This is a genomic window from Streptomyces sp. NPDC002573 (assembly GCF_042889625.1).
Taxonomy (GTDB): Bacteria; Actinomycetota; Actinomycetes; order Streptomycetales; family Streptomycetaceae; genus Streptomyces; species Streptomyces gibsoniae.
This window is the reverse complement of the sequence record NZ_JBIARC010000125.1, coordinates 1-12,877: the sequence shown is the minus strand read 5'-3', so window position 1 is coordinate 12,877 and position 12,877 is coordinate 1. Positions and strand designations below refer to the sequence as shown.

The window sequence follows — 12,877 nt, the reverse complement described above, 5'->3', positions numbered from 1 at the left end:
GACTTCACCGACCTGACCGAGGTCGGGAACCGACTCCGAGCCTTCGAAGACCGCTACAACGCCACGGCACAGCCGTTCCAGTGGAAGTTCACCACCTCCGACCTGGACGATCTGCTGGCCAGGATCGACCGGCACACCACCCATCACCAGGAAGAATCCTCCGCCGGGCCAGCCACATGATCAACCCCCGAAGGACTTCCGGACCGGACCACTAAGCCTTCGCGGCCTTGGTTGGCACTTTGACCTGGGCTGATCGTGCGGCGCAGCCTTCGCAGGTCGATGTTGTCGATCTTCGGAGGACCGAGTGGCGGTCGAGTTTCTGTCGGATCAACAGGCAGCCCAGTACGCGGCGTTCAACGGGGCGCCGTCTCGTGCGGAGCTGGAGCGGTACTTCTTCCTGGATGACTCGGATCTGGAGAAGGTGCAGGCCAAGCGGCGTTCGCACAATCGGCTCGGCTTCGCGGTCCAGCTGACGAGTGTGCGTTACTTGGGTCGGTTCATGCCGGACCCTCGGCAGGTGCCGGCGGAGGTGTCTGAGTACCTGGCCGAGCAGTTGGGTATCGCCGATCCGTCGTGCCTCAAGGAGTACGGCGAGCGGGACGGGGCGGCCCGCACGCATGCCGGGGAGATCCAGGAGGCCGGGGGTTGGCGTGACTTCGCCGAGGTGCGGGACGAGCTGAGCGAGTGGCTGGACGCGCGGGCCTGGACGACTGGCGACGGGCCGAAGTCGCTGTTCGACGCCGTGGCCGGGTGGCTGCGCGAGCGTCGGGTGCTGCTGCCAGGGGCGAGCCGACTGGCCCGGCTGGTGGGCACGGTCCGGGAGACGGCGAACAACCGGCTGTGGGACACCCTCTACGGGCTGCTGAGCACCGGCCAGCGGGCGGTGCTGGAATCGCTGCTGTCAGTTCCGCCGGGGGCGCGGGTGTCGGAGCTGGACCGGCTGCGCCGGGGGCCGGTGAGGATCTCCGGGCCGCAGATGAAGTGGGCTCTGGAGCGGGCGGAGGAGATCGCGGCCTTCGGGATGGGCGAGGTGGACGTGTCCGCGATACCGCCGCGGCGGCTGGCGGAGCTGTCGCGGTACGGGATCGACGGCAAGGCGTCGCTGCTCAAGCGGCACGGTGACTCCCGGCGTCTGGCCACGCTGCTGGCCACTTCGGTCTACCTGACGTCCCGGGCGGTCGATGACGCCCTGGACCTCCTGGAGGTGCTGATCGCGACGAAGCTGCTGGCCAGGGCGGAGCGGGAGACGGCGAAGGCGAAGCTGAAGAGCCTGCCGCGCGTGGAGCGGGCGTCGGCAAAGCTGGCTGCCGCGTTCCAGATCGCACACCCGGGGCCGCGCGGGCGGGGCCGTTCGGGTGGCGGGGTTCAGTACGACTTCGACCTCGTGTCGTACTCCACGGTCTGCGACTACGTGCTGGCCAGGCGCCCGCAGATCGAGGCCGAGATCATGGAAGGCCGTCGGTACCTGACGGGCATGGTCTCCCAGGTCCACCTGCCCGGCGAGGAAGCCGAGGTCGACTTCGCCGACGTCTGGATCCGCCTGGCTGGCGAGGTCGTCAAGTCCCACCTGTTCACACTGCGGATGTCGTACTCCGGGAAGGCCGTCCACCGACCCGTTGACCGCACTATCGGCGTGTCCTACGTGTTGGGGTGGTGAGGGCGAGGAGTCTCCGTTCGGGATGTGCCCGATGAGACGGAGGCGCGATGGATCACGGTGGAGTGATCGCCGAACGCGAGGTGTCCGGCCTGGTGGTGGCCCGGGTCGGCAGGGTGGAGGCGACTGCTACCGCCGCACTGCCGTGGGTGGTGCTCGACGGCGCTGGGCGGGTGATCGCACCGGCAAGCGAGTTCCTGCGGGAGTTGCTGGCCTGAGGCAACACACCGGCTTCCTGCCGTTCCTATGCCTTTGACCTGCTGCGTTGGTTCCGTTTTCTCGCCGCGGTGGACGTCGAGTGGAGCCGCGCGAAGCGCGTGGACGTACGCGACTTCGTTCTGTGGCTGCGGACGTGCCACAACCCGGCGCGGGACCGGCGCCGCCCGGACGCGCCCGCGCCGGGGTCGTTGAACGCGCGTACTGGCAAGCCCTACCTGAAGTCGGGCTATGCCCCGGCGACCATCAACCATGCTGTGTCGGTGCTGGCGGCGTTCTACGACCACCATCTGCAGACCGGGCAGGGTCCGCTGGTCTCCCCGGTGCCACCACAGTCCCGTGACGGGCGCCGGCTGGAGGCGCATCACAACCCGCTAGAGCCGTTCCGGCTGCACCGTCGGGGTGCCTATCGGCAGAAGCAGGTCGACCGCGAGCCTCGCGCTGTCCCGGACGATGTCGTCGAGGACCTGTTCACCTCCTTGGGCTGCCACCGCGACCGGGCACTGTTCTCTATGTTCTTGTCCAGCGGCGCGCGGGCCGCCGAGATGCTGGGCATGACGATCGGCGACGTCCGCCCGGGCGAGGGCCGGATCTACGTGCAGACCAAGGGTCTGGGCGGGGCGAAAGAAGCATGCCCGGCCTCCCCGGAAGCCTTCGCCTGGCTGGCGCTCTACCTCGGCGAGCTGGCCCAGGACAGCCACCGGCCTGCCCCGGACGAGCCGGTGTGGTGGATCCTGCGCGGGCAGACGCGCCCGCTGACCTACACCGCCTTGCGAGCGGTGCTGAACCGGATCAACGCCCGGATCGGGGCGAACATCACGCTGCACGACCTGCGGCACACCCTGTGTCTGCGCCTGATCGAGGACCCGGCCATCACCCTGGTTGACGCCCAGCAGGTGATGCGTCACCGGCGCATCACCACGACCAGCACCTACCTGCGGCCCAGGACCGACGAGGTCATCGCCAAGGTCCACGAGCACTACACGCGCCCCAAGCCGGCGCCGCGGCCGCTGACCGGCTGGGCATACGACCCGGACGACCTCGCCGACGTGTTCGGGAACCGCTGATGGCCCGGCACGGGCGCGTCGCTCGCACCCCGGTCAGCCCACGCGACCCCGCTCTCCTCACCACCGTGCTGCCCGAACCGAGGAGCACGACCCGTGGCAGCGGCCGGGAGTCGGCGCATCGCGATGAACTGGCCCGCCTGGCCGAGAGCTTGCTGAGCGAGCCGACGGTCCGCAACCTGTGGCGCCAGCAGCTCTCACTGACGCGCATCTTCGACTGGCTGGAGGGATTCCCTGCCGACATCTGGCAGGACCGATGGCTGCTGAGTGGTTCTGACGAACTGGGCTCCGGCTGGGGACCCCAGGGGCTCAGCGCGGGGACCCGGTCGCGGTTCACCGCCGGTCTCGGCACCTTGATCGTCCTCCAGGCGATCCGGCCCTCCTACGGTTGGCTCTTCGGCAGCCGCCTGCTGGGCGTCTACGACGCCTACCGTCGCCACAACCAGCCAGCACTGTTCGCCGAACTCACACAGCGCGTCGGCGGACAGCGCTGCGACGAGCACGCGACCGAGGCCCTGAACGTGCTCACCCGCATGAGCATCGTCACCGGCAAGGACCTGCTGGCCTTCGACCTGGAAGACGTCACCGACTACGCCCGGGCCCGTCGGGACAACGGCCGCACGGTGACGGCCCTGCCCCTCGCCTACGACATCCTCCGCGCCGTGGGCGGTCTCAAGGACTCGCCGCCGACCCTGCCCGAGGCCCAGGCCCGCGGCCAGCTCACCCCCGCCGAGCTGATCGACCGCCACCCGATCACCAACCGAGCGGTCCGCGACGTGCTCGTCCACTACATTGCTGAGCGGTCCGCCGTCCTGGACTACGGCTCCCTGGTCAACCACGCCCAGATGCTGGCTGACCTGTTCTGGGGCGACCTGCAACGCCACCACCCCGCGATCTCCTCGCTCAACCTCCCCGACGAGATCGCCCAGGCATGGAAACAACGCGTCCGGGTCCTGCCCGACGGGCGACCGCGCCGCACCGCCCACGCCGTGTTCCTGGCCGTCCGCTCCTTCTACCTGGACCTCTCACAGTGGTCGATGGAAGACCCGGCCCGCTGGGCGACCTGGGCCGCACCCTGCCCGATCAGCGAGGCCGACATCCGCGGCTACATCAAGGAAACCCGGCACCGGCAGGCACGGATGCAGCAGCGCACCCGCACCCTGGTCCCCGTCCTGCCGCAGCTCGTCCGCGCTGCCGAGACCCGGCTGCAGCACGCCACACTCCTGCTGCAGGCAGCCCGCTCCGCAGAGCCTGGTGAGGAGTTGTCCATCGAGGACTCGCGCTACCGGCGCACCGGCCGCAACAACAGCCGCTGGCGCCCCACCGCGCTGTTTCTGGCCCCGGTCGACGAGCCCGGTCCCCGGTTCGATGCCGAATGCGAGGAGAACAACGCCTTCTGGACCTGGGCGAGTATCGAGGTCCTGCGACGCACCGGGGCCAGGATCGAGGAACTACTGGAGCTCACCCACCTGAGTCTGCGTCAGTATCAGGCGCCGACCGGTGAGACAGTGCCGCTGCTGCAAATCAGCCCGTCCAAGACCGACCGTGAGCGCGTCATCCCCGCTGACCCGGACCTGGTCGCGGTCCTTGCCCGGATCATTCGCCGGATCAAGGGCACGGGTGATCGGGTGCCGCTGCTGACCCGGTACGACGGCTACGAGCGGGTCTTCGGGCCCCCGATGCCCCATCTGTTCCAGTGCCTTTCCCAGCATCGGCTGCAGGTCATTTCCTCCAACCGGATCCGCGAGCTCCTGACCGACCATGCTCTGCGGGCCGACGTCGTCGACGTCGACGGGACACCGTTGAGGTTCACGCCGCACGACTTCCGCCGAATCTTCTCGACGGAGACGGTCAACGGCGGCCTGCCGATCCACATCGCCGCAAAGCTCCTTGGCCATCTCGATCTCAACACCACTCAGGCTTACGTCGCCGTCTATCCCGAGGAGGTGATCCGCCACTACCGGCAGTTCGTCGACCAGCGCCGAACCCACCGTCCCAGCGAGGAATACCGCGAGCCCAGCGACACCGAGTGGCAGGACTTCCGCGACCACTTCAGCCTGCGCAAGGTCGCGCTCGGCACCTGCGACCGGCCCTATGGGACCCCGTGCCAGCATGAAAACGCCTGCGTCAGGTGCCCTATGCTCCGCCTCGACCTGGCCCAGGAGCCCCGGCTGCTGGAGATTGAGGCCAACACCCGGCAGCGTCTCGGAGAGGCTCAACGGATGCAGTGGCTTGGTGAGGTCGCCGACCTGCAGGAGAGTCTGCGGCACATCGCCGACAAGAAACGGCAGGCCGAACGCCTGCGAGCCCAAACCGACCGAGGGGAGGACGGGGTCGCCGCTCTTGGTTAGGCGATCATGCCTCCGCGATGATCCGGGCCTTCAGCCGGTCGTATTCGGCAACCGCGTCTGGCTCGTGATCGAAGTAGTCGTCCCAGAAACCCGGTCGCTGCCACTCCCGGGGCGCCAGGGTCAGCCGGCCGTCCTCCAGTCCGGTGACCCAACAGGTCGGCATCCGATCGGACACGATCTCGAACATGTCGGCGTCCCACAGTCCGGGCGAGTCGATCTCGTCCCGCCGCGCGCTGCGGTCAGGAAGACGAAACAGGGTCCGCGGCCGGGCGGCGAACACTTCGAGGACCGGGTACTCCTCACCGATCCGCACGCCCGGGTGCTCACTGACGACCGTCGAGGTCCCGGGCTGGATGATTTTGATGCATCGGACGATCACCGCTGCAGCCTACGCAGTTCCCGATTCCGCCAGCCTCCCGGCCTGCGGGCAACGACAGGGTCAGCGCCACGAGGACTGCTACGACTTCGTGAAGTCCGGGTCAGCCAGAAGCACCACACGGTCCGCGTCGACATCGAACCCGAGCACCGGGTGACCGGAATCCATCTCCGGCGCGAACAGCACAGGCTTGCTCAATCGACGTCCGATCGCGCGCAGGAATCCGCACAGCACGTTCAGCTGCACCTGACCCTGGAGCTCCCGAAGGTCAACATCAAAGTTGATCGACTCGGCCGCATAGGGACGAAAGATCGCCTCTACTGCCGGCACCGGCCAGACCCTCAACATCACGCTGGCCTCGCCGCCGCGAGCCAACATCACCCCGGCCCGTGGCAGCCGGAGCACAGCACCGTCCTCGGAGTACTCACCAGCCCAACCCCGTGAGCGCACCAAGTCGAACACCATCTGCCAGTCATCGACGGAGGTATCAGAGACACTCACGTCCGGCAGCGAGCCCATCAAATCGGGGTCGAACAAGTTCTTGACGTCATCCCACAGCAGATCAGGCACCATGCAATGGTGCCCTCTCGCCATGCTGTTCGCAGCGCCTTTTCCTCGGACCCCGTCGAGGCTCACGACGAGTACCACCCATCGGAGACGCAGCCACATAGCGAATAGCAAAGTGCAGAGAAGCGTCTACGCCTCGCAGGCCCAGGAGTCGTTCATGGAAGGGCACGTCGAGGCGTTCAACGTCCTGGGCGGAGTCCCGACCAAGCACATCCGATACGACAACCTCAAGCCTGCGGTGAACCGCATCTGCACCGGCCGCAGCCGCATCGAGTCCGAGCGGTGGGTGTCTTTCCGGGCCCATTACGGCTTCGACGCCTTCTACTGCATCCCCGGCGAGGACGGCGCCCATGAGAAGGGTGGCGTCGAGCACGAAGGCGGCCGCTTCCGCCGCACCCACCTGGTCCCGGTTCCCGAAGTCGCCACGCTGGAAGAACTGAACGCGAAGATCGTCGAGATCGATGCAGCCGAGGACGAACGGATCCTCGCCGGCAGGCTGACCACCGTCGGCTTCAACTTCTTCACCGAGGCCGACCAGCTGACGCCGCTGCCGTTCGAGGAGTTCGAGTGCGGCATCACCCTGACGCCTAAGGTCGACCGCAGCAGCCGGATCACCGTGAGGCAGTGCCACTACTCGGTGCTGGCCCGTTTCATCGGCCAGAACGTGCGGGTGCTTCTGCGGGGCAACGAACTCCTCGTCTTCGAACGGCGGGAGATCGTCGCCCGCCACCCGCGGCTGACCCGCAGGGGCGACTTCCGTGACGAACTCGACCACTACCTGGAGATCCTGCTGGTCAAGCCCGGGGCCATGGCCGGCTCGACTGCGTTGGTCACCGCCCGGCAGAACGGTTCGTTCACCGAGGTCCACGACGCCTTCTGGGCCGCGGCCCGCACCGCCCACGGCGACGCTGCCGGGACACGGGCGCTGATCGAGGTCCTGTTGCTGCACCGGCGGATGCCCGCGGCCGCGATCGAGCAGGGCATGGCCGCCGCGATCCGGCGGGCGCCATCACCGCCGATGTCGTGGCCGTCGAGGCGCGCAGGACCGCCGCACTGGCCCCGCCACCGCCTGAGGACCTGGACGACGCGGGCGAGCCGCCGCCCTGGGCCGAGCCGAGCGGCGTGGTGTCGCTGACGGCCCGCCGTGCCCAGCTGCCGGAGGACAAGCGGCCGCTGCCGACTGTCGCCTACTACGACCAGTTCCTGACACGTCAAGCAAAAGGCACCGCATGAGTACGACCGACACCACGGCCGCCCAGGTTCCTGCGCCCCGCCGGGACCTGGGGCCGGAGGAGGCCGTGGACACGGCCATCGACGAAGCCTGCCGGGCCTTGCACCTGCCCACGATCCGCGGCAGGGTCCAGGACATGGCCGCCGAGGCGATGCGGCAGCGCTCCAGCTACAAGGACTTCCTCGCCGACCTGCTGGAAGCCGAGTGCGCCGAACGCGATGAACGGCGCAAGCGGCTGGTCAGGGACGCCAACTTCCCCCGGCCCAAGCGGCTGGAGGACTTCGACTTCGCCGAGAACCCCAACGTCACCCCCGAACTCGTCGGCACCCTCTCCGACCCCGCTTGGGTCAAGGCCGGACAGCCGCTCTGCCTGATCGGAGACTCCGGCACCGGCAAGTCCCACCTGCTGATCGGCATCGGCACGGCCATGGCCGAGGCCGGGCTCAAGGTCCGCTACACGGCTACGGTCAACCTGGTCAACGAGCTCGCGGAAGCCGCCGACGACAAGAAGCTGACCCGCCTCATCGCCCGCTACGGCCGCGTTGACCTGCTCTGCCTTGACGAGTTCGGCTATCTCGACCTGGACAAGGCCGGCGCCAAGCTGCTGTTCCAGATCTTCACCGAGCGGGAGGAGCGGCGGGCCATTGCGATCGCCTCGAACGCTCCGTTCTCGGAGTGGAAGCAGACCTTCACCGACCCCCGTCTCTGCACGGCGATCGTCGACCGGGTCACGTTCATCATCAACAACAACGCGCACATCGTCGAGACCGGCACGCAGTCCTACCGGTTCGCGCAAACCCAGCGGAAACGCCGCCGCTGACCTGCACCGACAAACCGCGGCCGGCCTCCCTCACGGGAGACCGGCCGCAGCCATTTCGGGCCCGGCCGTCAAGTCCCAGTGCCGGCCGCACCATCGCCCGTTCTCGTCCAGCCGCCGCGGCCACCGGGAGGTCCGCGGCTTGAGCCGAGCCGGGTCGGCAACCCTCCACACACCTGTCGGGGATGCGCTGACGGAGGTCCACCGAGGCTTCAAAACTACCGCTAACACCCCCTACCCGGGCCAGCAGAACCACCCGATCGAAGTGGGGCCAAATCACCTTGCTACAGGGGCGTGAATCACACCAATCCACGCCCCCTCCACCCCGGCAGTGGAGCCAAAACAACTCCGTGCACTGGAGCCAAAACAAGTGCTTACAGACAGGGGCCCCGTCGGCGTCGTGGACGATGCAGTCGTGCGGCAGCCGCACGGTGTCGGTGATCCTCAGTCCGCAGCGCATCAAGATGAGCGTGACCAGTCGGTGGGCCGGGTTCTTCCACCGGCCCAGGTTCGAGGGCTGCTCCAACTGCGTCATCACCGGTTCGCTCAGCGCCCGGGGCAGCCGTTCGTCGCGACGGGGAAAGTCCTCGGGGAAGAACACAGCGCTTGCGGGCAGGGTGTCGTCCCCGCGGTGCTGACGAATGGCCAGCAAGAAGAGATTGAGCTGCCCGATGAAGTTCCGGTGCACCACTCGCCCCGCATAGTCGGCATGCAGATGGGCGAGATACCTCTCCAGCAACGGCCGATCCACCTGATCAAGGCGGACGACGCGGACCGCAGCAAACTGCGCGAAGTAGGTAACAGCTCGTGTGCCGGAGGCTGCCGACTCGGCGCCAAGCCCCGTGCTGAGCCGCCACCGGGCCCACCGCTTCGCCAGATCCTTCAGCCAGGGCTGTGGGATCCGGTCGAAGAGGATGTGAGCGATCTTGGCCCTGATCCCCAGCTCGCGCAGCCGCCAGACGTCCCGGTCGTACTCGCTGTCCCAGCCGTTTCGCCGACTGGATTCCTCGATGCGTTGCCCTGTGTGCAGCTGGAGCCTGGGGCGTTCGGGCCTCGCCTCTCCCGGGTCGGCGGGCATGTGCGAGGTCTCGCTCACAGCCGCACCTCCGTGCCGTCGAACCAGCCGACGGTCTCCAGCGCCTTCCGGGCGTCCTCGGCGCTGAGGTGCCCGTACGTCTCGGTCGTAGTGGTCAGGCAGACGTGTCCCAGCAACTTGCTGACGACCTCGACCGGGGTGCCGCTTCGCAGCAGCCTGGTGGCGTAGGAGTGGCGATACCAGTGAGGGTCAAAGGAGATGCCGGTCCTTCGGCGGAGCCGTTTGACCAGGTCGTAGGCCGCCGCATAGGTCATTGCGTGCCCGCGCGGGGCGGCCCAGAGGTTGACGAAGACGTAGTCGGAGTCGAGGTCGCCGTACTCGGTGTGCATGTAGTCGGCATACAGCCGGATCAGCTCGGCGCTGACCGGGATCGTCCTGGTCGTCGCCGACTTGGTGCGGGCGCCGTTGTCGTTGAGCCGCGGCACCACCGACAGCTCGCGCTCAGCGACGGCCCAGTCCTCGTGCCGCAGCCCGAGGGCCTCCCCGATCCGCATGCCCGAGTCGAACAAGACGGCGAACAGCAGCCGGTCCCGCAGCCTCTCGCAAGCGTCCAGGATCGCTTGGGTCTCGGCGGCGGTAATGATGCGCGGGAGCTTCCTCGCCATCTTCAGCGAGATCGCCCGCCGTTGCTGTGGTCGGCCCTTGGTGACGTGGTGCAGGAACGGTTTCCACGCGGTGCTGCGGCGCCCCGCTGGCTGCCAGGTCGTCAGCAGCTCGCCCAGGTCGACGCCATGCCGGGCGGCGTGCTGGTAAAAGGCGCTGACTGCCGAGAGCTTCCGGTTCACCGTGGTCTCGCCGCAGTGGTGCTCGACCGACGGCAGCACAGCAACCGCCCCAGTCCGGGCCGTCGGCGGTAGCCGCAGCCAGGCGACGAACTCGCCGACGTCCTCCAGCCGCACCTCGCGCCAGTCCAAGGCCCGGACGCTGAGGAAGGAGAACCAGTCCTTCAGATCGTGCGCGTACGCCTTGACTGTGTTCGGCGACCGCTCGATGTCGGTGAGATAGGCCAGGTAGCGCTCGATCGGTTCGACCGGGGCGGCGTCCTCGCCGAGCACCGTCCATGACTCAAGCGGCGAGGACGGCATCACCACGCGCTGTACGAGGATCGGACCTCCGGGGAATCTGCGTGATGGACAGCGGCAGATAACCACATCCACCAGGCAGTACCCGGGGCCTCACCGGGGCTTGTTCAACATCAAGGACGCCCTCCGGGCGGCTCAAGATAACGAAGGTTTTCTGAAGATCGACCGGTGTCGAGGCGGCAGGCGAAGCGGTTACGCCGCGCCCGGCTCAGGGGCGGCGCCTCGCGATCGCCGCTGCCGATCGAGTTCTGCATAGCGCGCCCGCATCGCTGCGCTGGCCGCTGGCCCAGCGGTGAACATGTACGCGTCGCTGTCGTCGAGGCTCTTCCCGGTGCGGGCGTCGACCACGACCGGCTCGGCTTCCTGGCCGGTCTCGGCGTCGACGAGGATCATGGACCGGTCTTGCGGGGCCAGGTGCCGGTTGCCCCAAGCTGCCAGGGCGACGATCACGGGGCGCAGGGAGCGCCCGCGCTCGGTGAGGACGTACTCGTGGCGGACGGGGTTCACCTGGTACGGCCGGCGCTCCAGCAGGCCGTCGGCGACCAGGGTCTTCAGGCGCGCCGTGAGCATGCTGGTGGAGATGTCCAGGCTCTGCTGGAACTGGTCGAAGCGCGTATAGCCGTCGAAGGCGTCATGGAGGATCAGCAGCGTCCACCACTCGCCGACGTGCTGGACCGTAGTCGACAGCGGGCACTCGCGATCCTCCAGCCGGATCCGGCTCGACATGGCACCCTCCCTGGTTACTGCTAAACTGAAAGTGACTTGCTTCTATTTTAGCAGTCTCTGGGGCGTGCCCTGCGTGCGGCCGCGCGGAACAGCCCGGACGCCACATCCGGTCCCCGCCGCGGCCGAGCGCCCAGGCCGCCGCCATCCAGCGCACCCTGTGAGGAAGACATGACCGAACACGCCGGCCCCGTCGATGCCGCCGACCTGCCAGAGGTCGTCGCACGCTACCTGCGGGCCCACAACGCGAAAGACGTTGCCGCCGCCATGGCCACGCTCGCACCCGAGGCCACCGTCACCGACGACGGTCGCACCCACCACGGCCCAGCCGCCATCCGCGGCTGGCTGCAACAGACCAGCACCCAGTACACCTACACCACCACACTCGTCGGAGCCGAGCGCCACGGTCCCGGCCGGTACACGGTCGTCCAGCACCTCGAAGGCGACTTCCCCGGCGGGCTGGTCGACCTGCGCTACCGCTTCGTCCTCGACGAGCACGGACGGATCAGCCAGCTCGTCATCGCCCCCTGACGACCCCGGCCCGTCACGGAGTTCATCGGGCCGTCTACCCCTGGATAAAGAGGAAGCATGAAGACCTGGTTCATTACCGGCGGGACTCCGGGCGGTTTCGGGCCGGCCTACGCCGACGTCGCCCTGGAGCGCGGCGACAAGGTCGTCCTTACCGCCCGCCGCCCACAGCTGCTCGACGGCTGGGCTGGCCCTCACGGCGACCGAGTGCTCGTCCTGCCGCTGGACGTCACCGACACCGAACAGATACGCGAGGCTGTCCATGCGGCCGAGGAACACTTCGGAGGCATCGACGTCCTGGTCAACAATGCCGGCCGGGGCTGGTACGGCTCCATCGAAGGCACAGCCGACACCGACGCCCGGCGGTCCTTCGAACTGAACTTCTTCTCCGTCACGGAGCTCCTGCGCGCAGTCCTCCCGGGCATGCGAGCCCGTCGCAGCGGCTGGATCATCAACATGTCCTCGGTCGCCGGCCTTCGGGGCGTACCCGGTTTCGGCTACTACAGCGCCGCGAAGTTCGCCATCGAAGGTCTCACCGAGGTGCTGCGGCACGAAGTAGCCCCCTTCGGCATCAACGTCCTGTCCGTCGAACCGGGCGCCTTCCGCACCCGCGCGTACTCCTCTTTCGCCGACGAACCCGTGGCCGAGACGGTCGACGACTACCTCCCGTTCGTCGAGTCCGTCCGCGCCTCCATGGTCGACCAGAACGGCCGGCAGCCCGGCGACCCCTACCGAGGAGTGCGGGCCGTCGTGAACGCAATAGAACAGGACACACCTCCCCACCGGCTGGTTCTGGGCGCATCTGGCTACGACACCGTCCACAGCCAGCTGGAAGGCATGCTCGAAGAGCTGCGCCGCTACGAGACCGCCTCACGCGGCGCGGACTTTCCTCACCTGCCGTAGCTGCGATGCGCAGAGCAGGTCGTGCAACGGTCGTTGAAGTCCCGGTACTTGAACCGCTTCTGGATCTCCGCCGAGTGCTCGTACACCGTCGACCGGCGCTCCGGGTAACGCTTCACACAGGAGGCGTCCTCGAATCCGAGCTGCCCGGCCATGAAGTTCCCCTGGGGAACTTCATCAAGGTGAATGACCGCGTGGTGCGGATGGCGCAGGAGCAGGCCGGTCGCACGCTGCGTTCCGTGGATTGGCGTGCCGACGTTGTCGCCGGGATC

11 protein-coding genes and 2 pseudogenes are annotated in these 12,877 nt (G+C 68.0%); 9 read left to right on the top strand and 4 right to left on the bottom strand.

Annotated elements, in window-relative coordinates:
* The 5 genes and pseudogenes from ACFYX0_RS44155 to ACFYX0_RS44135 form a co-directional block, all read left to right on the top strand.
* Nucleotides 1-180: pseudogene (locus ACFYX0_RS44155) on the top strand (IS630 family transposase); the annotation flags it as partial.
* A 124-nt stretch (nt 181-304) separates the two neighbouring features.
* Nucleotides 305-1,321, top strand: a pseudogene (locus ACFYX0_RS44150) (DUF4158 domain-containing protein); the annotation flags it as partial.
* Nucleotides 1,322-1,704: 383 nt separating this feature from the next.
* The gene (locus ACFYX0_RS44145) at nt 1,705-1,872 is read left to right on the top strand and encodes a hypothetical protein (RefSeq protein ID WP_388980566.1); all 168 of its coding nucleotides are present in this window, start codon (nt 1,705-1,707) and stop codon (nt 1,870-1,872) included.
* A 69-nt stretch (nt 1,873-1,941) separates the two neighbouring features.
* On the top strand, nt 1,942-2,937 hold the full coding sequence (locus ACFYX0_RS44140) for a tyrosine-type recombinase/integrase (protein WP_388980563.1): 996 nt from the start codon (nt 1,942-1,944) through the stop codon (nt 2,935-2,937).
* Entirely contained in the window at nt 2,937-5,285 is a 2,349-nt protein-coding gene (locus ACFYX0_RS44135) for a tyrosine-type recombinase/integrase (protein WP_388980560.1), read from the top strand. The genes ACFYX0_RS44140 and ACFYX0_RS44135 overlap by 1 nt, the downstream gene beginning before the upstream one ends.
* Nucleotides 5,286-5,289: 4 nt before the next feature.
* On the opposite strand, the gene ACFYX0_RS44130 is transcribed toward ACFYX0_RS44135, so the two are convergent.
* Nucleotides 5,290-5,664, bottom strand: a complete 375-nt coding sequence (locus tag ACFYX0_RS44130) for a hypothetical protein (RefSeq protein WP_388980557.1) — start codon at nt 5,662-5,664, stop codon at nt 5,290-5,292.
* A 721-nt stretch (nt 5,665-6,385) separates the two neighbouring features.
* On the opposite strand from ACFYX0_RS44130, the gene ACFYX0_RS44125 reads away from it, so the two are divergent.
* Both ACFYX0_RS44125 and istB read left to right on the top strand, forming a co-directional pair.
* Entirely contained in the window at nt 6,386-7,363 is a 978-nt protein-coding gene (locus tag ACFYX0_RS44125; RefSeq protein WP_388980554.1) for a hypothetical protein, read from the top strand.
* Nucleotides 7,364-7,457: 94 nt separating this feature from the next.
* Nucleotides 7,458-8,279, top strand: coding sequence for an IS21-like element helper ATPase IstB (gene istB, locus ACFYX0_RS44120; RefSeq protein WP_388980551.1), 822 nt, complete (start codon nt 7,458-7,460; stop codon nt 8,277-8,279).
* A gap of 1,089 nt (nt 8,280-9,368) precedes the next feature.
* Here istB and ACFYX0_RS44115 read toward each other — a convergent pair.
* Nucleotides 9,369-10,457, bottom strand: a complete 1,089-nt coding sequence (locus ACFYX0_RS44115) for a site-specific integrase (RefSeq protein WP_388980548.1) — start codon at nt 10,455-10,457, stop codon at nt 9,369-9,371.
* 189 nt (nt 10,458-10,646) lie between these two features.
* The gene (locus tag ACFYX0_RS44110; RefSeq protein ID WP_388980545.1) at nt 10,647-11,180 is read right to left on the bottom strand and encodes a winged helix-turn-helix transcriptional regulator; all 534 of its coding nucleotides are present in this window, start codon (nt 11,178-11,180) and stop codon (nt 10,647-10,649) included.
* Nucleotides 11,181-11,348: 168 nt separating this feature from the next.
* Between ACFYX0_RS44110 and ACFYX0_RS44105 the strand changes: the two genes are divergently transcribed.
* Together ACFYX0_RS44105 and ACFYX0_RS44100 are read left to right on the top strand one after the other, a co-directional pair.
* Nucleotides 11,349-11,708, top strand: a complete 360-nt coding sequence (locus tag ACFYX0_RS44105) for a nuclear transport factor 2 family protein (RefSeq protein WP_388980542.1) — start codon at nt 11,349-11,351, stop codon at nt 11,706-11,708.
* 57 nt (nt 11,709-11,765) lie between these two features.
* Nucleotides 11,766-12,608, top strand: a complete 843-nt coding sequence (locus ACFYX0_RS44100) for an SDR family NAD(P)-dependent oxidoreductase (protein WP_388980539.1) — start codon at nt 11,766-11,768, stop codon at nt 12,606-12,608.
* Here ACFYX0_RS44100 and ACFYX0_RS44095 read toward each other — a convergent pair.
* The coding region (locus tag ACFYX0_RS44095) for a DUF4158 domain-containing protein (RefSeq protein WP_388980536.1) at nt 12,596-12,877 on the bottom strand (282 nt) is incomplete at its 5' end. The two genes, ACFYX0_RS44100 and ACFYX0_RS44095, sit on opposite strands and share 13 nt — an antisense overlap.